Below are 24,483 nucleotides of genomic sequence, written 5' to 3'. Positions count from 1 at the left end.
GAAATGGTCGTGTTTAATGACTTTTATTAGGTGTTTGGTCAGGTCGTCATCAGTTGCTGTGCACGCGAGCGTGACTGGTGCTGTTGCGAAACGATGCGGGCGTCGGCAGGCAGCGGCTGATTCAGCCAGTTCAGGCGGATCTCTTCGATTTCAACCCAGCCATCGCCCATGGGCTGGAGGCTGCACTGCTTGAAGGCCTGGCAGTGTCCGTTGCGGTCGAGCAGGGCGAAGCAGCGATGCAGCGGGCGTGGCGCGAACAGAGAAATCAGATGGCGCATGGTGGAGTACCTTGTTGGTTTTCTGGAGAAAACGATAATCGCAAGCCATTACGTGCAAGTGTATGGGCGGTGACAACTGTGTGACAAGAACTGCCTTTCCAAAGGGTTGTCAGAGATTTCATCAAACACTGTGAGGTGCTGGTTCCCCACAGTGGCGCACCGCTATACTGCGGGCCTGTTTGTGCCTGATTCTGGAGAGAAGAGCATGTTGCAACGCCTGTTGTTCGGTTTGATCACTGTGACCAGTTTGACCCTGGTTGGCTGCGCCCACAGCCCGCAACAACTGAGCCCGGAACCCAAGCTGACCGCCCAGTTGGCCCCGGTCGGCCATGGCCAGCCCGTCGTCGTGCGTGTCGTGGACGGTCGTCCGTCGCCGACACTGGGCACCCGTGGTGGTCTGTATCCGGAGACCAGCGCGATTACCGTGCAGGGCGCGCAGATCCTGCCGAAGCTGCAGGCCCAGGCTGAAGCCGCCGTGCGTCTGTTGGGCTTTACCCCGACGAACAATGCCATGAATGCACCGCAACTGACAGTGACCCTGACAGAGTTGAAGTACCAGTCGCCCAAGGAAGGCCTGTACGTGACCGAAGCCACCATCGGCGCGACGTTCCGCTCCGATGTACAGAACGCCAACCGTCGCTACAGCGGCCGTTATGGTTCGTCCCTGGACCAGCGCTTCGGTATGGCGCCGAACCAGGAAACCAACACCAAGCTGGTCAGCGATGTGCTCAGCGATGCATTGACCCGCCTGTTCAAGGACCCGACCGTGGGTCAGATTCTCGGCGAATAAACCTCGCTGGATGTGAAAAAGCCCGGTGCCAGCAATGGCCCCGGGCTTTTTCATGGCTGCTCACTTTCGAGGATGTACACCGGTCTACTGTAGGAGCGAGCCTGCTCGCGATAGCGGTATGTCAGGCAACATCAATGTTGAATGTTAGGCCATCATCGCGAGCAGGCTCGCTCCCACAGGGGAATGGTTGTGTCAGGCCGCTTCTGAGTAGAAATCCAGCACACTCACACCGGTCAGTAAATCCGTTTCAGGCAAATCCGCATGGTGATGCCCGCCCAAGGCGCAATACACCAGCCAATGGCGGTCCTGAACATTGAAGGCGAGGCTGCCGACGAGGGCTTGTTGTTCTTCGCTGGGGGTGATGAGGTAAAGACGATCCTGGTTTTCGGCGTGGAGCATGACGTAGTCCGTGTCGGTTTCGAGGTGCGCATGGTCGCCGATACAGATGACGAAGCCGTGACTCAGGACAGCCATTGATCAATAGCTTCGTTATTTGTCGGAAACAGAGGGCAGGGGCGCAGGCTTTCGGTAGAATCCGCGCCGCGGTCGCCGGTCCGGCACCTGCCACCTGTTTTACTTGAGGTATGTGATGTCGCTGCACTTGATGACGCTGTTTACCGCCCATCCCGCCAAATTGATCAATCTGCTGGCCTTGCTCTTTGCCTTCCCGGGCGGCTGGTTGCTGCACTCCACCCGTCGTCGTGAACTGCGTGCAATGGCCAGTTTGCAGGCGCAGCGCCAGAGCAGCCCCAACGTAGAGCCCACCCTGGATTGGGCGACCTTGCGCATGAACCGGTTTTTCTACATCTTCGGGTTTGCCTGCATGGGGATGGCGCTGCTGGTTTCCTGGATCAGTACTCAAGTCTAAAGTCTTGACTCAGTACCTGTGGTGAACCGATACAAAAGCGGCGCCTCGAGGGCGCCGTTTTTTGCATCTGACCAAAACCGCTTACAGCGGTAACCCCGCCTTCACCCGGTACTGATTGCGCACCGGCGTCGCATATTGCAGCACCAGGAATGGACGATGCTCTTGCGGGCAGGCGTCCAGGCGGCGTTGCCATTCTTCCTGGGCCTTGGCCAGCTCCTCGGCCGGGAACACCTCGGCCGCTTTCGGCACCTGCAACTGCGGATCAGCGTCTTTCCACTGCGCGTAAGCCAGGTAGTGCACCGGGAACAAGCGGTATCCGCTGAGGATTTGCCTGTCCATCTCGACCGCCAATTGCTTGGTGTCTTCGAACAGTTCAGTGATCGGCGCGGCAAAGTTCACATGCACCCGGCCCTTGTAGCCGGTGATGCCCTTGGCGATGCTCACGTCATCCTCGCCCGGTACCTTGGTGTAGCTGCCGGTAGTGGCGCGGATGTACAGCTCGCGGGCCTTGGCCTGATCGCACGGGTCGTATTCGTAGCTGATCGACACCGGGGTCAGGTTCAGCGACTGAATGACTTCGCCGAACGGCTCGTCCTTGCGGCTCATGTGGAACATCTTGAGGATCGCCGATTCGGTACGGTCGTCACCGTCCTTGGCGCGGCCCTCGGCCTGGGCGATCCAGATCGAGGCGCAATCGTTGCGGATCGAATGGTTGATGTACGCCGAAAGCAATTGATAGGCCGCCATTTTCTCCCGGCGACCGCTGATCGAGCGGTGCACGATAAAGCTCTTGTTCAGGCGCATCAGGTCGCTGACGAAAGGCTTTTGCAACAGGTTGTCGCCAATCGCGATGCGCGGGGTCGGCAGGCCGGCGTGGTACACAGCGTAGTTGACGAAGGCCGGGTCCATCACGATGTCGCGGTGGTTGGCGATGAACAGGTAGGCACTGCCGGACTTGAATTGCTCCACACCGGTATAAGTAACACCGTCGGTGGCGCGCTCAATGGTATGGTCGACGTAATGCTCGACTTTGTCCTGCAGCGTGGCCACGGAGTTAATGCCGGCAAACTCACGGCGCAGCCGATGGGCTATAAGAGGTTTGAGTGCCCAGCCTAAAGCGCCGGCGAAGCGCGGGAAGCGAAAGTGGGTGAGGATATCTAGAAACGCCTTGTCGCCGAGCAGTCGTGCCAGCACTGCCGGGACTTCACTGTCGTCGTAAGGTCGGATGGCATCGAATTCGCCCATCATGCTCTCTTGTTAGAAACGGCTAGGGTAAGTAGAGGTTTTCATCGAAAACCGGCGGGGCACGGTCTGAAAAAGTAGCCAGACAAAAATAGCCCTGCAAATAGACCGGCGATTATACGCACAAGTCACCTGGGAGACCGCGATGCTGGAAACTGCGCAGTATGAATGTCCGTATTGTGGTGAGGAAGTCGAGACGACGCTGGATTTGTCCGGTGGCGATCAGACCTACATTGAAGACTGCCAGGTGTGCTGCCGGCCGATAACCTTCGTGTTGCAGGTTCATGGAGAGGAATGGCATCTCGAAGTGTTCAGTGAAAACGAATGAGGGGCGTGTATGCAGCGCATCTACGATCCGGAAAACCTGATGGAAGGCGAGTTGCTGCAAGGCATGCTCGCCAGCGAAGGTATCGAGGCGCATCTGGTGGGCCGTGATTTGCTCGGTGGCAGCGGCGAGTTGCCGATCTATGGCCTGCTCGGGCTGTCGGTCGATAACGACCAGGCCGAATACGCCCGCGAGCTGATCACCGCGTACAATGCCGCGCTGCCGCTGTCCGGCGATGAACCGGACAGCTTTCCCGGCACGCTGGTCTGTTAGGCTGGCGTTCGTTTGATCAAGAGCCGTGTTGCCCCATGTGTGGACGTTATGCCCTGTTTCGCTGGAATCCCGCCTTCGCGGCGCTGCCCGGTTTTCCCGCCGACCAGCAGGCGCAGTGGAACATTTCCCCCAATGATTCGGTGTTGATGCTGCGGGCCGGGCCTGACGGCCAACGCACGCTGGCCCGCGCCCGCTGGGGCCTGACGCCACCCTGGCTGACCGATCTGTCCCGCACCCCGGCCCATGCCCGCGCCGAAACCGTTGCCGAACAACCGATGTTCCGTGAAGCCCTGCGCTTGCGCCGCTGCCTGTTGCCGGCCAATGGTTTCTATGAATGGCGCGGCACGACGCGCAAGCGCCCGTACTGGCTGACACCGGGGGAGGGCTCGTCATTGTTTTTTGCGGCGATCTGGGAGGCCTATCCGGTACAGGAGCAGGTTTGGCTGAGTACCGCCGTGATTACCCAACCGGCGGCAAGCCAGCGGCGGCCGTTGATTCTTGATGAGGCGGGGCAGGCCGCGTGGCTGGACCCCGAGACGCCGTTGCATGCTTTGCAAGCATTGCTGGCCAGTGAACCTGCTGCGTTGCGCGAACGGGTGCTGGCCAACATGGTGAATGATCCGAAGCTCAATGGGCCGGAGTGTCTGACGCCGGGTTGAGTTTTTTGGTGTCAGTGCTGGCCCCTTCGCGAGCAAGCCCGCTCCCACAGTTGAAATGCATTCCAATGTGGGAGCGAGCCTGCTCGCGATAAGGTCCGCAGGACCTTCCGGCAACACTTAAACCCTGAACTGATTGATCAACCGCCGCTGCTGTTCGGCCAGCTTGGTCAGATCCGCACTGGCCGCACTCGACTCATCCGCGCCGCCTGCCACTTCATTGGCCACCTGGCCGATGTTGATCACGTTGCGGTTGATGTCGTCCGCCACCGCACTTTGTTCCTCGGCCGCGCTGGCAATCTGGGTGTTCATGTCGTTGATCACCGACACCGCGTGAGTGATGGTTTCCAGCGCTTCGGCAGCCTTGGCCGCGTGCTGCACGCTTTCATCCGTGCGGTTCTGGCTGTCCTCCATGACCCGCACCACATCCCGCGTGCCTTGCTGCAATTGCTGGATCATGGTCTGGATTTCTTCGGTGGCCTTTTGCGTTTTCTGCGCCAGGTTACGCACCTCGTCGGCCACCACGGCAAAACCACGGCCCTGCTCGCCGGCACGGGCAGCTTCGATGGCCGCGTTCAGGGCCAGCAGGTTGGTCTGCTCGGCGATTCCGCGGATGGCGGTGAGGATCGCGTTAATGTTTTCGCTGTCTTTGGCCAGGGTTTGCACTACGCCGACGGCCCGGCCGATTTCCACGGCGAGGGCGCCAATCGAGTTCGACGTATCACGCACGATCTGCATGCCCTGGCTGGCGGCCTGATCGGCATGGCTGGCGGCCTGTGCGGCCTGGGTCGCGTTGCGTGCCACGTCCTGGGCGGTGGCGGTCATTTCCTGCACGGCAGTTGCCACTTGATCGATCTCGGCCATTTGTTTGTGTACGCCGGTGTTGGTGCGGATGGCGATGTCAGCGGTGTGTTCCGACGAATCGCTGACGCTCTGCACCGACGTCACCACCTGGGTGATCATCGCCTGCAACTTGGCCAGGAAGGTGTTGAAGCCTTTGGCGATCGAGCCCAGTTCATCGGCACGGTCGCTGGTCAGGCGCCGGGTCAGGTCACCTTCGCCCTGGGCGATATCGTCGAGCATGGCCACCATTTGCTTGAGCGGACGGGCGATGCCGTGGCCCACCAGCCAGATCACCAGCAAACCGATACCGGCAATCACCAGGCCGACCATCGCCATGCCGAAGGTGTCGGATTTGCGCTGTGCATTCAGGTCCGCCTGAAGTTTTTGCAGGTCGGCCATGACCGCATTCAATGGCAATTGCAGCATCAGGGTCCAGCGGGCGTCGGTCTGGCCGATGCCGAACGGCAGGTACAACTCGATCCGGCCCCGGGCCTTGTCGACGGAGTAGGTGACTTCGCCGCGCTTGAGGTTGGCCATGTTGGCAATCTGCTTGCTGTCGAGGATGTCGCTGACCTTCTCGCCGAATTTGCTCGGGTCCTTGGTATAGGCAACGATCCGGCCATTGCCACCGATCAGGGCCATTTCACCTGCGCCGCTGTAGAGCTTCTGGTTGGCGCCCAGGAGCATTTCCTGGATGAAGTTGACTGACAGGTCGGCGCCGACGATGCCCTGGAAGGTGCCGTTGAGCATGATCGGTTCAATAAAGGAGGCGAGCATGACGATTTTGTCGCCGACCTTATAAGGCGCTGGATCGATCACGCAGGATTTTCTGGTTTCTTTCGAGCACAGGTAATACTCGCTGGCGCGCACGCCGGTGGACAGGGTTTTCTGGTCGTCGACGTCCACCAGTTTGTCCAGGCCCAGGGTGCCATCGTCGTTACGGAACCACCAGGGCAGGAAGCGCCCGTTGCTGGCGTCGATGCCGACCACCTGGGTGCCGACGTAGGCCGCATCGTTGTGATCCAGTGCGTCTTTTTCCCAGCCGATGTAGGTGCCGAGGATCTTCGGGTTCTTGACCACGTTCTCCTTGATCAGGCCGATCAGTTGCTCGCGGCTGAGGCTCAGGGCGGGCTGGCCATTGGCACCGGGTGTGCCGATCAGGGCGTTGACCCGCACCAGGCCGCCAGCTATCAGCAGCGGTGCTTCGAGTTCACGCTGGATCTGGCTGACCTGGGTTTGCGCCAGGGACGTCAGGCGTTGTTCGATGACTTGTTCGAACTGTGCCTGGGTCCGTTCCTGGACCATGTCTTGGGTCCGGGCGCCGGAAAACAGCGCGTACAGCACCAGTGCTGCCACGACACTGAGGACGATGGCGCCGGCGAGGGCCGCCACGGAAAACTGGATCGACTTGAATTTCATGGTGGCTCCGCACACGAAAGGACATCTGCCCAGGTGTATCGGCAGGGTGGCGGGCGGGCATGAGCACGGGCAGCTGAAATGACTGTTTTTGCGGGCCGGATGTCGCAAATGAATCAATGTGCGGCGTGATGGACTGCGGCTCGTCGCGGATTGTGAATTTTTTCCTGCATCGATGAGAGCTTTGTCCGAATTGTGCGTCTAACGTCCGTTGTATCTGGCGCCGATACATTTCCACGCCTAGGATACGCGGCATGTTTTCAGGGGTTTTTTTGATGAACAAGATTTTGGTTGTCAGTGCACTGAGCGCAGCGCTGCTGCTCACCGGTTGTCAGTCGGTCAACACCACCAGTGGTGGCGCTGTAGGCGTTGAGCGCAAGCAGTACATGTTCAGCATGTTGTCCTCGCAAGAGGTCGACCAGATGTACGCCCAGTCCTATCAGAAGACAGTGGGCGAAGCGTCCAGCAAAGGTGTGCTGGACAAGACCAGCAATGAAGCCAGGCGGGTTCAGGCGATAGCCGACCGGCTGATTGCCCAGGCGCCGACGTTTCGTCCGGACGCGGCCCAGTGGAAGTGGGAAGTCAATCTGATCAAGAGCGATGAACTCAACGCCAACTGTGGCCCTGGCGGCAAGATCATCTTTTACACCGGGCTGATCGACAAACTGCAACTGACCGACGATGAAATCGCCGCGATCATGGGCCATGAAATCGCCCACGCCTTGCGCGAGCACGGTCGTGAAGCGATGTCCAAGGCATACGGCATCGAAATGGCCAAGCAGGGCGCCGGTGCCTTGTTGGGCTTGGGGCAGGACACCATGGCCCTGGCCGATACCGTGGCCAACTACGGCATGACCTTGCCCAACAGTCGCGCCAATGAAAACGAAGCGGACCTGATCGGCCTGGAACTGGCGGCCCGTGCTGGCTACAACCCGAATGCCGCAATCACCCTGTGGAACAAGATGAGCAAGGTCTCGGAAGGTGCGCCACCGGAGTTCATGAGCACTCACCCGGCATCGGCGAGTCGTATTGCGGCGCTGCAGGCGGCGATTCCGAAGGTCATGCCTTTGTACGAGCGGGCCAGGAAGTCCTGACTTCCATGCGGTGAGGCCGCTACTGCCATCGCGAGCAAGCTCGCTCCCACAGGGTTCGGCGTCGAGCACAAAACCAATGTGGGAGCGAGCTTGCTCGCGATGAACGATAACGCGGTCTATCGACCTAAACCGTCAAACCCACCCACTGCTCTGCATCGCCTTGTACACCGCCACAATCGCCAGGATGAAGAACGCCGACGCCGCCAGTCGACGGATCAGGGTCAATGGCAATTTGTCTGCGGCAAAATTACCGGCCAATACCACGGGCACGTTGGCAATCAGCATGCCGAGGGTGGTACCGATGATCACCAGCCACAACTCCGGATACTGCGCGGCCAGCATCACGGTCGCAATTTGCGTCTTGTCGCCGATTTCCGCCAGGAAGAACGCGATCAGCGTGGTCAGGAACGGCCCGAACTTGCGGGCGGTGCTGGCTTCGTCGTCATCCATCTTGTCCGGCACCAGGGTCCACAGTGCGGTCGCGGCGAAGCTCGCGGCGAGGATCCAGTGCAGCATCGTATCCGAGAAGAAACTGCCGACCCAGGCACCGACTGCACCGGCGGCCGCGTGGTTGGCCAGGGTTGCGGCGACGATACCGGCGATGATCGGCCAGGGCTTGCGGAAACGGGCAGCGAGAATGAGCGCGAGCAGTTGCGTCTTGTCGCCGATTTCGGCCAAGGCAACGATTGCGGTAGGTACGAGTAGTGAATCCAGCATCAGGGGTTTTCCTAAGGGGCGGGTCGACACGGCTATGACACGTACAGCCTTCCCGCCCCGGGTAAGGTGTGCGTGTCATAGGTCTTGTCAAACCCTGCGATCCATCTGATGTGGATGCTTGGGTCGCATGCGCCATGGTCTTTTGACCAAGTATGTTGACGCATGCCGGACGAGCGTGGCGCTCGTGGGAGACTACTCCCCTAGGACGGAGCGGATTCTGCCTTTGCAAAACTCATTCGGCAAGCCTTCTTTTGCAAAAGAAGAGCTAGCCGCGTTTGGCCCGATAGATTCTGAAACCCTGTCCTTCGGCCTTGATCGCACACACGCCAAGGTGCTCTTCGATCAGTGGCTGATACTTCAGGAAGCTATTCGCTACCAGGCGAAGTTCGCCGCCGTTTTTCAGATGTTTCGCTGCTTTTCGCAGCAAGTTCTCCGTTGCGAAGTAGTCGGTGTGCACGCCGACATGGAACGGTGGATTGCTCAGAATCGCACTCAAACCCATCGGGGCGGCATCGATTCCGTCACCGGTAATCACCTCGGCTTCCAGGCCATTGGCAGCCAGGGTCAGGCGACTGCTGGCAGCGGCAAAGGCATCCACATCCAGCATCGTGACCTGATTGTGCGGGTAACGACGTTTTACTGCCGCGCCCAAGACCCCTGCGCCGCAACCGAAATCCAGCAAGTGACCGCTGGGCAGTTTGTCCAGGTGTTCCAGCAGCAGCGCGCTACCGCGATCCAGGCGACCATGGCTGAATACCCCCGGCAGGCTGATGACCTTCAACGGGCCTTCGGCCAGCGGTAGTTCGTAGGTCTGCGCCAGGCTTTCCAGCGGCTTGGCTTCAGGCGCGTTGGCCACGGTGACCAGCCAGAGCTGGCAGTGTCGCGCGCTGTCGAGTTTGCGTGGCTTGCCGAACGGGTTGAGTTGTTTGGCGGCACCTTCGATGCCGCTTTTTTTCTCGCCGACCAGGTACAGCTCGCGACCGGCCAGCCGCGAGGCGAGGGCATTGAGAATGTAATCGGTCAGGTCCTTGGCCTTGGGCAGAAAGACCACGGCGGTATCGAACCCGCGCTCCGGCGCATTCACACCAAAATGGCTGCGCTCGGCGAAGCGGGCGTCCAGCGCGGCCTGATCGCCGGCGTGCCAGCACCAGCCATGAGCGTCGGGCAGACGGCCCAGCAAGTCGTCGGCGGGCAAACCGGCCAACAGCACCGAACCCTGGAATAACTCGGCCTGACGAAGCAGTACTTCACTGCGCGGATCCATAACTGCTCCCGTGGAAAAAAGTGCCGCAGTTTATCAACTGACGACTCGCAGCGCCTTACCGCTGAAGTATCCCCGTGCGTTTTCGGTCACTTGACCGACGATCCGCTGGCGCGCTTCACGGCTGCCCCAGGCGTTGTGCGGGGTGACGATCAGGCGCGGAATATCCTGGGCCAGCAGCGGATTGCCGTTGATGGGAGGTTCGACGCTTAGCACATCAGTGGCGGCGCCACCCAAATGCCCGTTGCGCAAGGCGTCGGCCAGCGCCTGTTCGTCGATCAGGCCGCCGCGGGCGGTGTTGACCACGAACGCGCCGGGCTTCATTGAGGCCAGTTCACGGGCACCGATGAAGTGGCGGGTGTGCTCGTTGAGCGGGCAGTGGAGGGTCAAGGCATCGACTTGCGGTAGCAGTTCATTCAGTGGCAGGCGGTCCGGTCGGGCAGGGCGCCCGGGAATTTGCCCCAGCACAACGCGCATGCCGAAGGCTTCGGCCAGCCGTGCGACCGCACCGCCCAATTCGCCATGACCCAGCAGGCCAAGGGTTTTGCCTTCGAGTTCGACAATCGGGTAATCCAGCAAACAGAACTGTTTGGCCTGCTGCCAGCGACCTTCGCCGACGGCTTTTTGATAATCGGCCAGACGCGTGGCCAGGTTGAGCAGCAGCATTATCGTGTGCTGCGCCACCGATGGCGTGCCGTAACCCTGGCAGTTGCACACGGTAATTCCGTGGGCGCGGGCGGCGGCGAGGTCGACGTTGTTGGTGCCGGTGGCGGTGATCAGGATCAGCTTGAGATCAGGGCTGGCAGCCATGGCGGCGGCATCGATCAGGATCTTGTTACTGATGGCAACGGTGGCGCCCTTGAGGTGTTCGATGACTTGATCGGGCAAGGTCTGGGCGAACAGCTGCAAATCGCTGAAACAACTGCGCAGCGGGCTGAGGTCAAGGTCGCCGAGGTCCAGGGACGGGTGGTCGAGGAAAACGGCGCGGCGAGTGTTCGTCATCAACTGTACCTTTTGTGCATTGAACTGAAGGCGTAATCTGCCGAGCCTACCAGATGAAATAAATAGATACGCTTGGCCTGAAGGAGCCCCCATGTACTGGACAGAGTTCTTGACCGTTGCCCTGATTCACCTGCTGGCCGTGGCCAGCCCCGGCCCGGACTTTGCCGTCGTGGTGCGTGAGAGTGTTACCCACGGTCGCCGCGCAGGCACCTGGACCGCGCTGGGTGTGGGTACGGCGATTTTCCTGCACGTGGGCTATTCCCTGCTGGGGATCGGCCTGATCGTGTCCCAGTCGATCGTGCTGTTCAATGCTTTGAAATGGGCCGCTGCCGCTTACCTGCTGTACATCGGTTACAAGGCACTGCGTGCGCAACCGGCCAAGCCTGTGGCGGACGATCTGCACAAGGAAGCCGGTGAGCGCACGGCCCGTGGTGCCTTCACCTCAGGTTTCGTCACCAACGGCCTCAACCCGAAAGCCACGCTGTTCTTCCTCTCGCTGTTCACCGTGGTCATCAACCCGCACACGCCACTGGCCGTGCAGGCCGGTTACGGGGTTTACCTGGCGGCGGCGACAGCGGTCTGGTTCTGCCTGGTAGCGTTGTTGTTCAGCCAGCAGCGCGTACGCGCAGGCTTCGCCCGCATGGGTCACTGGTTCGACCGGACCATGGGCGCGGTGTTGATTGCGATTGGCGTGAAGCTGGCTTTTACCGAGATGCACTGATCAGATACTTATTGCTGTAGGAGCGAGCTTGCTCGCGATGCTCTTCAACGATAACACCTGATATCTGACCCCCCCGCGGTAATCCCGGGTTCATCGCGAGCAATCGAGCGTCGACCGGCTGCTCCTGCAGATGATCAAACCTCACGGATGATGGCGCAACGCTAGCATCTGCGGGGTTCTGCAAATCATTCCTTTGGCTGATTTGGCTGGCGTTCAAGGGCACTACAGTGCGTACTTTCAGTCACGACCGTGCAGTCAGATTAAAGGGATTATTATGTTGCAGACTCGCGTTATCCCCCCGGCCGAAGGCGCTTACCAGTACCCGCTGTTGATCAAGCGGCTGCTGATGTCCGGTGCCCGTTATGAGAAAACCCGCGAGATCATCTACCGCGACAAGTTGCGCTATAGCTACCCGACCCTGATCGAACGGGTGGCCCGCCTGGCCAATGTGCTGATAGCGGCCGGGGTCAAGCCCGGGGATGCCGTGGGTGTGATGGACTGGGACAGCCATCGTTACCTGGAATGCATGTTCGCCATCCCGATGATCGGCGCGGTGATCCACACCATCAACGTGCGGCTGTCGCCGGAACAGATCCTCTACACCATGAACCACGCCGAGGACCGCTTTGTGCTGGTCAACAGCGAGTTCRTCGGCCTCTACAAGGCAATCGAGGGGCAACTGACCACGGTCGAGAAAACCCTGCTGCTGACTGACCTGCCGGAAAAAACCGCGGACCTGCCGAACCTCGTCGGCGAATACGAACAACTGCTGGCCGCGGCGAGTCCGCAGTACGACTTCGAGGATTTCGACGAAAACTCGGTCGCGACCACGTTCTATACCACCGGCACCACCGGCAACCCCAAGGGTGTGTACTTCACCCATCGGCAACTGGTGCTGCACACCATGGGCGTGTCGACCATCATGGGCGCGATCGATAGCGTGCGCCTGCTGGGCACCAACGACGTGTACATGCCGATCACCCCGATGTTCCACGTGCACGCCTGGGGCTTGCCGTATGTGGCGACCATGCTCGGGCTCAAGCAGGTGTATCCCGGCCGCTATGACCCGGAATACTTGGTGGAGTTGTGGCGCAAGGAGAAGGTCACGTTCTCCCATTGCGTACCGACCATTTTGCAGATGGTCCTCAATGCCAAGGCCGCGCAGAACGTCGACTTCGGCGGCTGGAAAATCGTCATCGGCGGCAGTGCCCTGAACCGCACGCTGTACGAGGCGGCCAAGGCCAAAGGCATTCAGTTGACCGCGGCGTACGGCATGTCGGAAACCGGGCCGCTGGTGTCGTGCGCGCACCTCAACGATGAATTGATGGCCGGTACCGAAGACGAACGCACCACCTACCGGATCAAGGCCGGCGTGCCGGGGCCGCTGGTGGAGGCGGCGATCGTCGACACCGAGGGCAACTTCCTGCCCGCCGACGGCGAGACCCAGGGCGAACTGGTGTTACGCGCACCATGGCTGACCGAGGGGTATTTCAACGAGCCGCAGAAGGGCGCCGAGCTCTGGGCCGGAGGCTGGCTGCACACCGGTGACGTGGCGACCCTGGACAGCATGGGCGTGATCGACATTCGTGACCGGATCAAGGACGTGATCAAGACCGGTGGCGAGTGGATCTCCTCCCTGGACCTGGAAGACCTGATCAGCCGTCATGCGGCGGTACGCGAAGTAGCAGTGGTGGGGATCCCCGATCCGCAGTGGGGCGAACGGCCGTTTGCCCTGCTGGTGCTCCGTGAGGGACATGTGATCGGGGCACGGGAACTCAAGGAGCACCTCAAGCCGTTTGTGGAGCTGGGACACTTGAGCAAGTGGGCGATTCCAAGCCAGATCGCCCTTGTTACTGAAATTCCCAAGACCAGTGTTGGCAAACTCGACAAGAAGCGCATTCGTGTCGACATCAGCGAATGGCAAGCCACCAACAGCACCTTCCTCTCGACGCTTTAAGCGCCTCTCGGCGTGCCCGAAAGGGCACGCCAGCCCCACCAAGCAAGCGCTTGGCTTGTCAAATCGAAATTTTCAGCCATTCTTGCCGTGCCGACGGGCGTCGGACTGGCGAAAGGACTGTTCCAGAGTGGCTGGCAGCTGCAAATCACACTTTAGAGGGATCAAGCAAAACTACCTGCTGGCTATAGTCCGCTCAAGGATTTTTAAGAACGGGGCAACCGCACGAACCGGGGCGATGCAACTTTGGAATGACTTTGGGATGCCATGGCTCCCGGTTATCCACAGCGTTTTTAGAAGTGCTCACTGCCATAAAAATAAAATGCACATGGAGTAGGGTCGATGACATCAGTAAACCAGTTCTGGCGCCGGGCGAAACTGCCCCTGGCTGTCAGTCTTGCCTCTACGCTCGCCGGGCCAGCATTCGGCGTCAGTTTCAACGTTGGTGAAATCGAAGGTCAGTTCGACTCATCCCTGTCGATTGGTGCCAGTTGGTCTACTCAGCAGCCGAACAAGAACCTCATCGGCGTCAACAACGGTGGCAAGGGTCTGTCCCAGACCTCTGATGACGGTCACCTGAACTTCAAGAGCGGGGAAACCTTCTCGAAGATCTTCAAGGRCATCCATGACCTTGAATTGAAATACGGCGATACCGGTGTTTTCGTCCGTGGCAAATACTGGTACGACTTTGAACTGAAAGACGAAAGCCGTCCGTTCAAGGACATCAGTGACGACGGCCGCAAGGAAGGCGCCAAGTCCGCTGGCACTCAACTCCTCGACGCCTTCGTCTACCACAACTACTCCATCGCCGATCAGCCAGGCTCCGTGCGCCTGGGCAAGCAGGTCGTGAGCTGGGGTGAAAGTACCTTCATCGGTGGCGGCATCAACTCGATCAACCCGATCGACGTGTCCGCATTCCGCCGTCCGGGTGCCGAGATCAAGGAAGGCCTGATCCCGGTCAACATGTTCTATGTGTCCCAGAGCCTGACCGAAAACCTCTCGGCCGAAGCGTTCTACCAAATTGAATGGGACCAGACCGTCGTCGACAACTGCGGCACGTTCTTCTCCCAGCCAGACATCGTTGCCGACGGCTGCGACAACAACCTGCGCGTGCTGAACAAGCGTTCGCAAATTCCGGCCATTGCCCTGGGGCCTTTGGCCGCCAACGGCGTCGACGTCAACGAAGAAGGTGTTCTGGTGCGTCGCGGCGGCGATCGTGATGCCCGCGACAGCGGTCAGTGGGGCGCGTCCTTCAAGTACATGTTCGATCCGCTGGACACCGAGTTCGGCGCCTACTTCATGAATTACCACAGCCGTGCACCGATCTTCAGCGCCACCGGTGCGCCGCAGTCGGTCTACAACACGGCAGCGAGGCTCCCAGGTCCGTTCGCGGCACTCGGGCCACTGCTGGTGGCAGGCAATTCGCAATACTTCATCGAATACCCCGAGGACATTCGCCTGTATGGCTTGAGCTTCTCCACCACCCTGCCTACCGGTACGGCGTGGAGCGGTGAGATCAGCTACCGTCCGAACGCTCCGGTGCAGCTCAACTCCACCGACATCCTGTTCGCCGGTGTGCGTCCTTTGGGCAATAACAACCCGAATAACCCATTGACCAATGCATCGTTGCTGACCGGTGTGCCGGGTCAGGACCTGCACGGTTATCGTCGCAAGGAAATCACCCAGTTCCAGACCACCCTGACGCACTTCTTCGACCAGGTCATGGGCGCCAGCCGACTGACCCTGGTGGGTGAAGTGGGCGTGACCCACGTTGGCGGCCTGGAAAGCACTTCCGACGTTCGTTATGGCCGCGATCCGGTCTTCGGCCCGGGTGAGTTGCCAGCCTCTGGCGCGCTTGATACCTGCGTGACGCTCAACACCAGCACCATTAACGGTGCCGGTCCGGGTACTCCGACCAACAACCGCAGCCGCAATTGCACCAATGAAGGCTTCACCACCCCGACTTCGTGGGGCTACCGCGGTCGCGCCATCTGGGAATACAACGACGTGTTTGCCGGTGTGAACCTCAAGCCGAACGTTGCCTGGTCCCATGACGTGAGCGGTTATTCCCCTGGCCCTGGCGGCAACTTCGAGGAGGGCCGCAAGGCGGTGAGCCTGGGTGTCGACGCCGAGTACCAGAACACCTACACCGCGAGCCTGGCTTACACCAACTTCTTCGACGGCAAGTACACCACCGTGGATGATCGCGACTTCGTTGCGCTCAGCGTCGGCGTGAACTTCTAAGCACTGCATTTTCTGGACGAACGCACATATGAAAATAACAAAGAGTCTGTTCCACGCCGGTGTTCTGGGCCTTTCGCTGCTGGCGACCAGCGTCATCGCGGCGGTTCCCCAGGCCGAGGCCGACAAGCTGGGCAAGAGCCTGACCCCGATGGGCGCCGAAATGGCGGGTAACGCCGATGGTTCGATTCCGGCCTGGAAACCGATGCCGAAAAACGCCGGTTCGGTCGACAGCAAAGGCTTCCTGTCCGATCCGTACGCCAGCGAGAAGCCGCTGTTCACCATCACGGCGCAGAACGTCGACCAGTACAAGGACAAGCTTGCCCCTGGTCAGTACGCGATGTTCAAGCGCTACCCGGAAACCTTCAAGATGCCGGTGTACCCGTCCCACCGCGGTGCCACCGTACCGGATGACGTGTTCGCCGCCATCAAGCGCAACGCCACCAACACCAACCTGGTGTCCGGCGGCAACGGTCTGGAGAACTTCGAAACGGCCGTGCCGTTCCCGATTCCAAAAAGCGGCGTGGAAGTTATCTGGAACCACATCACCCGCTATCGCGGGGGCAGCGTGACCCGTCTGGTGACCCAGGCCACACCACAGCCGAACGGTTCGTTCAGCCTGGTGTACTTCGAGGACCAGTTCGTGTTCCGCGACAAAATGAAGGATTACGACCCGAAAAGCCCGGGCAACATCCTGTTCTACTTCAAGCAGAAAGTGACCGCGCCGGCACGTCTGGCCGGTGGTGTACTGCTGGTTCACGAAACCCTCGACCAGGTCAAGGAACCGCGCTCGGCGTGGGTTTACAACGCCGGTCAGCGTCGTGTGCGCCGTGCACCGCAAGTGTCCTATGACGGCCCGGGTACTGCCGCCGACGGCCTGCGTACTTCCGACAACCTGGACATGTACAACGGTGCACCGGATCGTTACGACTGGAAGCTCGAAGGCAAGAAAGAGATGTACATCGCCTCCGATGCCTACAAGCTCGACGATCCGAAGCTCAAGTACGCCGACATCATCAAGGCCGGTCACATCAACCAGGACCTGGCTCGTTACGAGTTGCGTCGTGTGTGGCATGTGGTTGCAACCCTGAAGGAAGGTCAGCGTCACATCTACGCCAAGCGTGACTTCTACATTGACGAAGACACCTGGCAAGCTGCGGTGATCGATCACTACGACGGTCGCGGTCAACTGTGGCGCGTCGCCGAGGCGCATGCCGAGAACTACTACGACAAGCAAGTGCCGTGGTATGCCCTCGAAGCCCTGTATGACCTGCAATCGGGTCGTTACCTGGCACTGGGCATGAAGAACGAAGAGAAGTCGGCCTATGACTTCGGCTTCACTGCCACCACCAGCGACTTCACCCCGGCAGCCTTGCGTCAGGATGGTGTTCGCTGACGTGAACTGAATAGAGGCCGCACCCTCTGAAAACGCCCCGACTGGTTCGGGGCGTTTTTTTTTGCTTGTAGACTTTTTGTAGCCATTTGTAGCAATTACCTTCATTCCCTATCCGTTTACGGCTAGTCTGCGGACATCTGCAACGCCGCCACCCGCAATTCAAACAAGAGCCGGCTATGACTGATTTGTCTACACCCCCAGGTTCTGCAAACGTTGCTGTCGCGACACTCGACGGGCGCTTCTTCCGCCCGCCGTTGCCCGACGGCCATGTGCTGCGCCCACGTTTGTGCGAGCGCCTGAGTGCCGGGCTCGGTGGCAGGTTATTGCTGGTCAGCGCACCGGCAGGGTTCGGCAAGAGTTCGTTGGCGGTGGAATTTTGCCAGGGGTTGCCGGCGCACTGGCAAAGTCTCTGGCTGGGATTGAGCCCGCGAGACAGTGACCCTGGGCGTTTTCTCGAGCGCTTGCTGGAAGGCCTCCAGGACTATTTTCCGCACCTGGGCAGGCAATCCCTCGGGCTGTTGAAAATGCGCCAGCGCCATCAGCCGTTCGCGTTCGAAGAATGGCTGGACGGCCTGCTCGACGAATTGGCCGAGCACCTGTCCACGGCGTCACCATTGCTGCTGGTGCTGGATGATTACCATCTGGCCCAGGGGCCGGTGCTGGACCGTTGCCTGCAATTTTTCCTCAATCATCTTCCCGATGGCTTGCTGGTAATGGTCACCAGTCGCCAACGTCCCGACTGGCACCTGGCGCGGCTGCGGCTGTCGCGGCAACTGCTTGAGTTGCATGAGCAGGATTTACGCCTGACCCACGACGAGGCCTTGAGCCTGCTCGATCGGCACAGCAGTTCCTTGCGCGGTGAGGCACTGGAAAACCTGATCCAGCGCAGCGAAGGTTGGGTCGCGGGGTTGCGTTTCTGGCTGCTGGCCGCCTCTGAGGCGGGTACCGATGGCGCGCTGCCGCAATCGTTGCACGGTGGGGAAGGGCTGATCCGCGATTATCTACTCGAAGAGGTCATCGATTGCCTGCCCGCCGAGGTTCAGTCGTTCCTCTATGACACGGCGCCCCAGGAACGTTTTTGCAGCGAACTGTGCGATGCCGTTCGCGACGCCCATGATAGCGGGGAGATCCTGCGCTTCCTGTTGGCTCACCAGGTGTTCCTGGTGCCGCTGGACGAGCATGGCCATTGGTATCGTTACCACCACCTGTTTTCCGATCTGTTGCGCACGCGGCCGACTACCCAGTCGATGGTGCCGGCCGCCAGCCTGCACCTGCGTGCCTGCCGCTGGTTCAATGCCCAGGGACTGCTCGATGAGGCCGTGGAGCAGGCCTTGCGCGCCGGTCACCTGGACGTCGCGGCGAACCTGGTGCAGAACCTCTCCGAAGAGCAACTGCTGGCCGAGCAAAACGTCGGCATGTTGCTGCGCTGGAAAATGGACTTGCCTGACAGCTTGCTGATCAGCACGCCGCGGCTGATCGTGCTCTATAGCTGGGCGTTGGGGATGGCTTGCCAACTGGATGCCGCCGAGGAACTGGCCAGCCATTTGAGCCGCTTCCTGCCTGCGCCGTCGGCCACCGCCCAGAAGTCCATGCTGGCTCAATGGCTCGCGTTGAGTGGCATCATTGCCCGTGGGCGCGGCAACCGCGAACTGACGCAGCGGTACTGCCGCGAAGCGTTGGAAAGTCTTCCGTCCAAGCGTTACGGCCAGCGCCTGATGTGCCTCTCGACCCTGTCCAACCTGGCCATTGCCGACGGTGATTTGTGGCGGGCGCGGGGGCTCAACCGCGAATCGCTGGAGCTGGCGCAACGGGTCGGCAACCCGTTGTTCGAAGCGCTGGCGCACTACGACCGCGCCCGGGTTCTGCAAGCGCGCGGGGAAATCTGTCGGGCGCTGGAAGAGGTCCGTCAGGGATTGCAGCGCCTGCAGAGCTTGTCTGCGCAACGGCTGTATGCGGTTCGCGCCAGGCTGACCTTGTACGAAGGCTTTTTGCTGGCCCTGCGCATGCAGCCGCAAGCAGCGCGGGTGCGATTGCAGGCCGGTTTGAGCGAGGCGCGCGCCTGTCGCGATATCAGCGTGCTCATCGGCCACTGCGTGATTGCCAGGCTGGAAGGCAGCAGTGGCGAATTCGCCAAGGCCTTTGCCGAACTGGCTGAAGCCGAACGACTGATGCACATCTGGGACGTACCGCCGATCTACTACCTGGCGATGATCACCCTGGTCAAATGTGAACTCTGGCTGGCCCAGGGGCGCACCGATCTGGCCGAAGCCTGGCTGGCACGTCTGGGGCAGACCTATAACGGCGAAAACGGGGCCGCACCACCGGAATTCCACCCGCAACTGCCGCTGCACATCGAATTGCAACAAGCCTTGCTGGAAGTCATTCAGGGCCAACCGATGCAGGCCGAAGGGCGTTTGAATGCGCTGCTTGAACATGGCCAGCAAAGCGGTCGGCAGATGCTCAGTGCCATGGCGCTGACCCAGAAAGTGGCGTTATTGCTGGGCAGTGGACGGGAACCGGAAGCACGCAAGGCACTGGCTCAAGCGTTGGACGCCGCTGGCGGAGGAGTGCTGCAACCCTTCGAGTGCTTGCTGGCCGAGCACCCTGACTGGCTGCGTGGGCAACTTCAACTCTGCCCGTCAACCCCCGTTTCCCTGAGCCTCAGTGAAAAACTGCCGGCATTGGCTGCCCGTCCCGGACTGGAGTCCTGCGCGGCCGCGGAGCAGCTCAGCACGCGGGAAATGGCGGTCCTGCGATTGATCGCCCAGGGTTGTTCGAACCAGGAAATCAGCGATCAGCTGTTTATCTCATTGCACACGGTGAAGACCCACGCCAGCCACATCAACAGCAAGCTCGGGGTCGAGCGGCGTACGCAGGCCGTGGCACGAGCCAAGGAATTGGGGGTGTTGGGTTAAGTATTTTTCACGTTACACATCGCGGCCATTGGCTGGATACTCAATTGTGCGAAAATCGCTCGTCCCCGTTTATCGAGCAGGCCCCGATGTCCCAGCATCCCACCCTTATCCGCGAAACTTTCCCCGTCGGCCCTTTGCAGTGCAACTGCACGATCATCGGCGATCCGGTGACGAAAAAGGCCATCGTTGTCGATCCGGGTGGCAATCATGAGCTGATCCTGGCGCGGCTCGACGCCTTGGGGCTGAAAGTGGTCAGCATCATTCACACCCACGCCCACCTCGATCATTTCCTGGCCTCCGGTCAACTCAAGGAGAAAACCGGCGCGACTCTGCATTTGCACAAGGAAGACCAGTTTCTGTGGGACAACCTGGAAATGCAGTGCCAGATGTTCGGCGTTCCTTATACCCCGGTGCCATCCCCGGACCGCTGGCTGGCCGATGATGAAGAACTGGCCTGCGGCTGCGGCGTGGCGCTGCACACGCCGGGCCATACACCGGGTTCCATGAGCTTTTGGTTTTCAGAGGCTAAGCTGCTGATTGCCGGGGATACGCTGTTTCGTCGCGGCGTCGGGCGCACGGATTTGTGGGGTGGCGATCAGGCGACCATCGTGCGCTCGATCAAACAGCGACTGTACACCCTCGACGAAGACGCGACCGTGGTGGCCGGGCATGGTCCGGACACCCGTCTTGGCGACGAGATGCGCGAGAATCCGTTTGTTCGGGGCTGATTTGTAACTGTCGGAATTTTTACTCATTAACATGATCCAACGTCCACAAAGGCTGATGCCTTGGTCCGTTGCACCACAGAATGCAAAAAAGTAGGAGCTTTACATGTTCACCACGCGTCGTTTGATTATTGTCGCTACGGCTGTGGCCGTTTTGTCCGGTTGTGCATCGCCTAACCCTTACGGCGGTCAGGGCCAGGCTCAGGGCCAGGCGGATAGCGGCTCTGAAGGCATGAGCAAGACCGCGAAATACGGTGGCCTCGGCGCTCTGGCCGGTGCGCTGGCCGGTGCTGCCATCAACCACGATAACCGTGGCAAGGGCGCACTGATCGGTGCGGCAGTGGTCGGTGCTTCCGCCGCCGGCTACGGCTACTACGCCGATCAGCAAGAGAAAAAGCTGCGCGCCAGCATGGCCAACACCGGTGTTGAAGTGCAGCGCCAGGGCGACCAGATCAAGCTGATCATGCCGGGCAACATTACATTCGCTACCGATTCGGCGAACATTGCTCCAGGTTTCTATCAGCCATTGAACAACCTGGCGGGCTCGCTGAAAGAGTTCAACCAGAACCAGATCGAGATCGTCGGCTATACCGACAGCACCGGCAGCCGCCAGCACAACATGGACCTGTCCCAGCGTCGTGCCCAGAGCGTGGCAACCTACCTGACCTCGCAAGGTGTCAGCGGTGCCAACCTGAGCGCTCGCGGTGCCGGCCCGGATGGCCCGGTTGCCAGCAACGCTGACGTCAATGGCCGGGCGCAGAACCGCCGTGTAGAGGTCAACCTCAAGGCGATTCCGGGCCAGCAGTACGGTGCCCAGCAGCAAGGTACGGTCCAGCAGTACCCTTGAGCATCTGATTGAACCCCAGGTGTAGAAAAGCCCGCTCGATCTTCTACGGATCGGGCGGGCTTTTTTGTCGTCAGTTCCGGCCCCATCGCGAGCAAGCTCGCTCCCACTGGGTGCTGGGTCGACCACGGATATTGTGGGAGCGGGCTTGCCCGCGAAGGGGGCAGTGTGCGCACCGGAGATACAGGATCAGAAACAAAAAAGCCCCCGGACAAGTGAATGTCCGGGAGCTTTATTACTATGCGGGTCTGATTACTTCTTCAGGCCATAATGCTCATCGAGCATGCCCGGCGCATTCGGGGCTTTCGGTGCGTAGTCGCGAGGCGGCTCCTGATCGCGCGGTGGTGTCAGGCGTTCACGGGGTGCCTGCGCCGCATCGGCGTGCAGGGAGGCCAGCAGGCGTTGGCGAGTCTGTTCGTCCAGGGCCAGGCGGTTGGCGCCCTCGGCGAGATGGTCCTGCACTTCCTGATAGCTCTGAGTCAGTTTCTTGACCAGTGTCGCGGTGCTGTTGAAGTGGGTCACCACCTCGTTCTGATAACTGTCGAAACGTTCCTGAATATCGTCCAGCTGACGCTGCGTGCGGCTGGGCGCGGCGTTCGGTGCAACGCGAGCGATCAGGAACCCAATGGCGACACCCACAACCAGGGCAAGAGTCGGTAACAACCAAACTAAGAGCGAGTGTTCCACGAGTCCTTCCTCTATAAACGGCTTTGCTTTACGTTAACGGCTCGAACCTGCGCTGTATACCGCGATTCACTCGCAATAGACAGCCACAGACAATTTGCTAGACGAGTCGACCCGATTCGAGGTCACGGAGTTCCTTCCTTGCTTATGCGCGAAACCCCTGTAGTGATTGATGGCCCGGTCGGCCAACTGGAAGCACTGCTTCTGGAAAACAACAGCCTGGACAACGAGCAGCCGCGCGGCCTGGCGCTGATCTGCCATCCGAACCCGGTGCAGGGCGGCACCATGCTCAACAAAGTGGTTTCGACCCTGCAGCGCACTGCGCGTGATGCCGGTTTGATCACTCTGCGTTTCAACTACCGTGGTGTCGGCGCCAGCGAAGGCACCCACGACATGGGTACCGGTGAAGTCGATGATGCCCAGGCTGTCGCCGAATGGTTTCGCGCAAGACACCCTGAGTTGCCGCTGACCCTGTTCGGTTTTTCCTTCGGCGGTTTTGTTGCAGCAAGTCTCGGCGGACGCCTTGAGGCCAAGGGCGAGCAAATCAAGCACCTGTTCATGGTCGCGCCGGCGGTCAYGCGCCTCGGCGATCAGGACCAACTGCCGCAACAGGGCGAACTGACCCTGATTCAGCCGGAAACCGACGAAGTGATCGATCCACAAGTCGTTTACCAATGGTCCGACGAGCTCGAACGTCCCCATGAGCTGCTGAAAGTGGCAGAATGCGGACACTTTTTTCATGGCAAGCTGACCGATCTCAAGGATCTGATCCTGCCGCGTCTCTCGAATTGATTGCAGTCTGACAAGCGATTACCCATGACGACTCGTACCCGTATCCTCACCGGCATTACCACCACCGGCACGCCGCACCTGGGCAACTACGCTGGCGCCATCCGCCCGGCGATCGTCGCCAGCCGTGACAGCAATGCCGATTCGTTCTACTTCCTGGCCGACTACCACGCCCTGATCAARTGCGATGACCCGCTGCGCATCCAGCGCTCGCGTCTGGAAATCGCTGCGACCTGGCTGGCCGGTGGCCTGGATGTCGATCGCGTGACTTTCTACCGCCAGTCCGACATCCCGGAAATCCCGGAACTGACCTGGCTGCTGACCTGCGTTGCCGCCAAGGGCCTGCTCAATCGCGCCCACGCCTACAAGGCTTCGGTGGACAAGAACGTCGAGACCGGTGAGGACCCGGATGCCGGTATCACCATGGGCCTGTACAGCTATCCGGTGCTGATGGCTGCGGACATCCTGATGTTCAACGCGCACAAGGTGCCGGTCGGTCGTGACCAGATCCAGCACGTGGAAATGGCGCGGGATATCGGCCAGCGCTTCAACCATCTGTTTGGCCAGGGCAAAGAGTTCTTCACCATGCCCGAGGCGTTGATCGAAGAGAGCGTCGCCACGTTGCCGGGCCTGGATGGCCGCAARATGTCGAAGAGCTACGACAACACCATTCCGYTGTTCAGCAGCGCCAAAGAGATGAARGACGCGATTTCGCGGATCGTSACYGACTCCCGCGCGCCGGGTGAAGCGAAAGATCCGGATAACTCGCACCTGTTCACCTTGTTCCAGGCGTTCGCCACCCCGGCGCAGGCCGACGAGTTCCGCAGCGAACTGTTGCAGGGCCTGGGTTGGGGCGAGGCGAAGAATCGTCTGTTCCAGCTGCTGGACAGTGAACTGGGCGAGTCCCGTGAGCGCTACAACCAGCTGATCGAGCGCCCGGCGGATCTGGAAGACATCCTGCAACACGGCGCGAAAAAGGCCCGTGCGGTGGCGACGCCGTTCCTCAACGAACTGCGTGAAGCGGTGGGCCTGCGCTCCTTCGTTGCCCAGACTCAGGTGGCGACGACCATCAAGAAAAAAGCCGCGAAAGCTGCGCGTTTTGTCAGCTTCCGTGAAGACGACGGCAGTTTCCGCTTCCGTCTGCTGGCGGCCGACGGCGAGCAACTGCTGCTGTCGCGCAACTTCGCCGACGGTAAAACCGCAGGCCAGGTGACCAAGCAACTGCAATCGGGTCAGCCATTGGACGTGCGTAACGAAGACTTGAGCTTCAGCGTCTGGCTGGAAGGTGAGTGCGTTGCCGACAGCCCGGCCTTTGCTGACAGCGCCGCTCGCGATGCTGCCATCGAGACCCTGCGAGTTGCCCTGACGCCAGTTCAGGAATAAATCAGCGGCTTGGCCCGACCAAGGGCCGATTGCCATTCCTCCGGGCCGTCGCTACAGTGTCGGCCC

23 protein-coding genes, 1 pseudogene and 1 riboswitch are annotated in these 24,483 nt (G+C 60.3%); of the genes and pseudogenes, 15 read left to right on the top strand and 9 right to left on the bottom strand.

Annotated elements, in window-relative coordinates:
• Window positions 1-38: 38 nt before the first annotated feature.
• Window positions 39-278 (bottom strand): hypothetical protein, encoded by a 240-nt coding sequence (locus AB4Z35_RS11685; protein ID WP_442097129.1) that lies wholly within the window; start codon window positions 276-278, stop codon window positions 39-41.
• A 205-nt stretch (window positions 279-483) separates the two neighbouring features.
• On the opposite strand from AB4Z35_RS11685, the gene AB4Z35_RS11680 reads away from it, so the two are divergent.
• Window positions 484-1,068: a YajG family lipoprotein gene (locus AB4Z35_RS11680; RefSeq protein ID WP_007981326.1), complete on the top strand. Its 585-nt coding sequence runs from the start codon at window positions 484-486 to the stop codon at window positions 1,066-1,068.
• Between the two features lie 192 nt (window positions 1,069-1,260).
• Here AB4Z35_RS11680 and AB4Z35_RS11675 read toward each other — a convergent pair whose 3' ends face one another.
• Window positions 1,261-1,467 carry a hypothetical protein gene (locus tag AB4Z35_RS11675; RefSeq protein ID WP_033063016.1) on the bottom strand — a complete coding sequence of 69 codons (207 nt, stop codon included), beginning with the start codon at window positions 1,465-1,467 and terminating at the stop codon, window positions 1,261-1,263.
• Between the two features lie 190 nt (window positions 1,468-1,657).
• On the opposite strand from AB4Z35_RS11675, the gene AB4Z35_RS11670 reads away from it, so the two are divergent.
• The gene (locus tag AB4Z35_RS11670) at window positions 1,658-1,936 is read left to right on the top strand and encodes a hypothetical protein (protein WP_007997088.1); all 279 of its coding nucleotides are present in this window, start codon (window positions 1,658-1,660) and stop codon (window positions 1,934-1,936) included.
• 81 nt (window positions 1,937-2,017) lie between these two features.
• On the opposite strand, the gene AB4Z35_RS11665 is transcribed toward AB4Z35_RS11670, so the two are convergent.
• A complete protein-coding gene (locus AB4Z35_RS11665) occupies window positions 2,018-3,184 on the bottom strand; it encodes a 1-acyl-sn-glycerol-3-phosphate acyltransferase (RefSeq protein WP_442097127.1) in 1,167 nt (388 codons plus the stop codon).
• Window positions 3,185-3,323: 139 nt separating this feature from the next.
• On the opposite strand from AB4Z35_RS11665, the gene AB4Z35_RS11660 reads away from it, so the two are divergent.
• From AB4Z35_RS11660 to AB4Z35_RS11650, 3 genes are read left to right on the top strand one after another with little or no spacing between them, the layout of a single operon-like run.
• Complete coding sequence (locus tag AB4Z35_RS11660; protein WP_007981317.1) at window positions 3,324-3,506, top strand: CPXCG motif-containing cysteine-rich protein; 183 nt, start codon at window positions 3,324-3,326, stop codon at window positions 3,504-3,506.
• 9 nt (window positions 3,507-3,515) lie between these two features.
• Window positions 3,516-3,776, top strand: coding sequence for a putative signal transducing protein (locus AB4Z35_RS11655; RefSeq protein ID WP_007997086.1), 261 nt, complete (start codon window positions 3,516-3,518; stop codon window positions 3,774-3,776).
• 35 nt (window positions 3,777-3,811) lie between these two features.
• On the top strand, window positions 3,812-4,435 hold the full coding sequence (locus tag AB4Z35_RS11650) for an SOS response-associated peptidase (RefSeq protein WP_007981312.1): 624 nt from the start codon (window positions 3,812-3,814) through the stop codon (window positions 4,433-4,435).
• Window positions 4,436-4,552: 117 nt separating this feature from the next.
• Here the strand turns inward: AB4Z35_RS11650 and AB4Z35_RS11645 are convergent, their stop codons facing one another.
• Both AB4Z35_RS11645 and AB4Z35_RS11640 read right to left on the bottom strand, forming a co-directional pair.
• Window positions 4,553-5,296 (bottom strand): methyl-accepting chemotaxis protein, encoded by a 744-nt coding sequence (locus AB4Z35_RS11645; RefSeq protein ID WP_442097188.1) that lies wholly within the window; start codon window positions 5,294-5,296, stop codon window positions 4,553-4,555.
• Between the two features lie 111 nt (window positions 5,297-5,407).
• Window positions 5,408-5,605: pseudogene (locus tag AB4Z35_RS11640) on the bottom strand (HAMP domain-containing protein); the annotation flags it as partial.
• A gap of 1,361 nt (window positions 5,606-6,966) precedes the next feature.
• Here AB4Z35_RS11640 and AB4Z35_RS11635 point away from each other — a divergent pair.
• Window positions 6,967-7,785, top strand: coding sequence for a M48 family metallopeptidase (locus AB4Z35_RS11635; RefSeq protein WP_442097125.1), 819 nt, complete (start codon window positions 6,967-6,969; stop codon window positions 7,783-7,785).
• 132 nt (window positions 7,786-7,917) lie between these two features.
• Here AB4Z35_RS11635 and AB4Z35_RS11630 read toward each other — a convergent pair whose 3' ends face one another.
• The 3 genes from AB4Z35_RS11630 to AB4Z35_RS11620 all read right to left on the bottom strand — a co-directional run bounded on the left by AB4Z35_RS11630 (window position 7,918) and on the right by AB4Z35_RS11620 (window position 10,765).
• A complete protein-coding gene (locus AB4Z35_RS11630; protein ID WP_008016665.1) occupies window positions 7,918-8,502 on the bottom strand; it encodes a TMEM165/GDT1 family protein in 585 nt (194 codons plus the stop codon).
• Between the two features lie 89 nt (window positions 8,503-8,591).
• Window positions 8,592-8,716: riboswitch (yybP-ykoY riboswitch) on the bottom strand.
• A 51-nt stretch (window positions 8,717-8,767) separates the two neighbouring features.
• Window positions 8,768-9,766 carry a methyltransferase gene (locus AB4Z35_RS11625; protein WP_442097123.1) on the bottom strand — a complete coding sequence of 333 codons (999 nt, stop codon included), beginning with the start codon at window positions 9,764-9,766 and terminating at the stop codon, window positions 8,768-8,770.
• Window positions 9,767-9,799: 33 nt separating this feature from the next.
• Window positions 9,800-10,765 carry a 2-hydroxyacid dehydrogenase gene (locus AB4Z35_RS11620; RefSeq protein WP_442097121.1) on the bottom strand — a complete coding sequence of 322 codons (966 nt, stop codon included), beginning with the start codon at window positions 10,763-10,765 and terminating at the stop codon, window positions 9,800-9,802.
• Between the two features lie 91 nt (window positions 10,766-10,856).
• Here AB4Z35_RS11620 and AB4Z35_RS11615 point away from each other — a divergent pair, with 91 nt between their 5' ends.
• The 7 genes from AB4Z35_RS11615 to AB4Z35_RS11585 all read left to right on the top strand — a co-directional run bounded on the left by AB4Z35_RS11615 (window position 10,857) and on the right by AB4Z35_RS11585 (window position 21,564).
• Window positions 10,857-11,486 (top strand): LysE family transporter, encoded by a 630-nt coding sequence (locus AB4Z35_RS11615; RefSeq protein WP_116264362.1) that lies wholly within the window; start codon window positions 10,857-10,859, stop codon window positions 11,484-11,486.
• Between the two features lie 274 nt (window positions 11,487-11,760).
• Window positions 11,761-13,443, top strand: a complete 1,683-nt coding sequence (locus tag AB4Z35_RS11610; protein ID WP_442097119.1) for a fatty acid--CoA ligase — start codon at window positions 11,761-11,763, stop codon at window positions 13,441-13,443.
• A gap of 339 nt (window positions 13,444-13,782) precedes the next feature.
• Window positions 13,783-15,684 (top strand): DUF1302 domain-containing protein, encoded by a 1,902-nt coding sequence (locus AB4Z35_RS11605; protein WP_442097117.1) that lies wholly within the window; start codon window positions 13,783-13,785, stop codon window positions 15,682-15,684.
• Between the two features lie 28 nt (window positions 15,685-15,712).
• On the top strand, window positions 15,713-17,077 hold the full coding sequence (locus AB4Z35_RS11600) for a DUF1329 domain-containing protein (RefSeq protein ID WP_442097116.1): 1,365 nt from the start codon (window positions 15,713-15,715) through the stop codon (window positions 17,075-17,077).
• Window positions 17,078-17,253: 176 nt separating this feature from the next.
• Window positions 17,254-19,992, top strand: coding sequence for a LuxR C-terminal-related transcriptional regulator (locus AB4Z35_RS11595; protein ID WP_442097115.1), 2,739 nt, complete (start codon window positions 17,254-17,256; stop codon window positions 19,990-19,992).
• Window positions 19,993-20,078: 86 nt separating this feature from the next.
• The gene (locus tag AB4Z35_RS11590) at window positions 20,079-20,720 is read left to right on the top strand and encodes an MBL fold metallo-hydrolase (RefSeq protein WP_442097113.1); all 642 of its coding nucleotides are present in this window, start codon (window positions 20,079-20,081) and stop codon (window positions 20,718-20,720) included.
• A gap of 103 nt (window positions 20,721-20,823) precedes the next feature.
• Window positions 20,824-21,564 carry an OmpA family lipoprotein gene (locus tag AB4Z35_RS11585; RefSeq protein WP_007998219.1) on the top strand — a complete coding sequence of 247 codons (741 nt, stop codon included), beginning with the start codon at window positions 20,824-20,826 and terminating at the stop codon, window positions 21,562-21,564.
• Window positions 21,565-21,813: 249 nt separating this feature from the next.
• Here the strand turns inward: AB4Z35_RS11585 and AB4Z35_RS11580 are convergent, their stop codons facing one another.
• Window positions 21,814-22,248: a YhcB family protein gene (locus AB4Z35_RS11580; protein WP_007998221.1), complete on the bottom strand. Its 435-nt coding sequence runs from the start codon at window positions 22,246-22,248 to the stop codon at window positions 21,814-21,816.
• A gap of 144 nt (window positions 22,249-22,392) precedes the next feature.
• Here AB4Z35_RS11580 and AB4Z35_RS11575 point away from each other — a divergent pair, with 144 nt between their 5' ends.
• Both AB4Z35_RS11575 and AB4Z35_RS11570 read left to right on the top strand, forming a co-directional pair.
• Window positions 22,393-23,037, top strand: a complete 645-nt coding sequence (locus tag AB4Z35_RS11575; RefSeq protein ID WP_442097111.1) for an alpha/beta hydrolase — start codon at window positions 22,393-22,395, stop codon at window positions 23,035-23,037.
• A gap of 24 nt (window positions 23,038-23,061) precedes the next feature.
• The gene (locus AB4Z35_RS11570; RefSeq protein ID WP_442097109.1) at window positions 23,062-24,417 is read left to right on the top strand and encodes a tryptophan--tRNA ligase; all 1,356 of its coding nucleotides are present in this window, start codon (window positions 23,062-23,064) and stop codon (window positions 24,415-24,417) included.
• Window positions 24,418-24,483: the final 66 nt, after the last annotated feature.

The organism is Pseudomonas sp. KB_15, assembly GCF_052114525.1.
Taxonomy (GTDB): Bacteria; Pseudomonadota; Gammaproteobacteria; order Pseudomonadales; family Pseudomonadaceae; genus Aquipseudomonas.
Note: the sequence above shows the minus strand (reverse complement) of the source record. Positions and strands in the feature narration are given on the sequence as shown.

Coding starts and splice junctions, on each gene's coding strand:
- AB4Z35_RS11590 (WP_442097113.1), top strand. CDS start 20,079: ATGTCCCAGCATCCCACCCTTATCCGCGAAACTTTCCCCGTCGGCCCT.
- AB4Z35_RS11630 (WP_008016665.1), bottom strand. CDS start 8,502: ATGCTGGATTCACTACTCGTACCTACCGCAATCGTTGCCTTGGCCGAA.
- AB4Z35_RS11680 (WP_007981326.1), top strand. CDS start 484: ATGTTGCAACGCCTGTTGTTCGGTTTGATCACTGTGACCAGTTTGACC.
- AB4Z35_RS11615 (WP_116264362.1), top strand. CDS start 10,857: ATGTACTGGACAGAGTTCTTGACCGTTGCCCTGATTCACCTGCTGGCC.
- AB4Z35_RS11625 (WP_442097123.1), bottom strand. CDS start 9,766: ATGGATCCGCGCAGTGAAGTACTGCTTCGTCAGGCCGAGTTATTCCAG.
- AB4Z35_RS11670 (WP_007997088.1), top strand. CDS start 1,658: ATGTCGCTGCACTTGATGACGCTGTTTACCGCCCATCCCGCCAAATTG.
- AB4Z35_RS11650 (WP_007981312.1), top strand. CDS start 3,812: ATGTGTGGACGTTATGCCCTGTTTCGCTGGAATCCCGCCTTCGCGGCG.
- AB4Z35_RS11645 (WP_442097188.1), bottom strand. CDS start 5,296: ATGGCCGAGATCGATCAAGTGGCAACTGCCGTGCAGGAAATGACCGCC.
- AB4Z35_RS11675 (WP_033063016.1), bottom strand. CDS start 1,467: ATGCTCCACGCCGAAAACCAGGATCGTCTTTACCTCATCACCCCCAGC.
- AB4Z35_RS11635 (WP_442097125.1), top strand. CDS start 6,967: ATGAACAAGATTTTGGTTGTCAGTGCACTGAGCGCAGCGCTGCTGCTC.
- AB4Z35_RS11665 (WP_442097127.1), bottom strand. CDS start 3,184: ATGATGGGCGAATTCGATGCCATCCGACCTTACGACGACAGTGAAGTC.
- AB4Z35_RS11600 (WP_442097116.1), top strand. CDS start 15,713: ATGAAAATAACAAAGAGTCTGTTCCACGCCGGTGTTCTGGGCCTTTCG.
- AB4Z35_RS11620 (WP_442097121.1), bottom strand. CDS start 10,765: ATGACGAACACTCGCCGCGCCGTTTTCCTCGACCACCCGTCCCTGGAC.
- AB4Z35_RS11585 (WP_007998219.1), top strand. CDS start 20,824: ATGTTCACCACGCGTCGTTTGATTATTGTCGCTACGGCTGTGGCCGTT.
- AB4Z35_RS11595 (WP_442097115.1), top strand. CDS start 17,254: ATGACTGATTTGTCTACACCCCCAGGTTCTGCAAACGTTGCTGTCGCG.
- AB4Z35_RS11685 (WP_442097129.1), bottom strand. CDS start 278: ATGCGCCATCTGATTTCTCTGTTCGCGCCACGCCCGCTGCATCGCTGC.
- AB4Z35_RS11655 (WP_007997086.1), top strand. CDS start 3,516: ATGCAGCGCATCTACGATCCGGAAAACCTGATGGAAGGCGAGTTGCTG.
- AB4Z35_RS11660 (WP_007981317.1), top strand. CDS start 3,324: ATGCTGGAAACTGCGCAGTATGAATGTCCGTATTGTGGTGAGGAAGTC.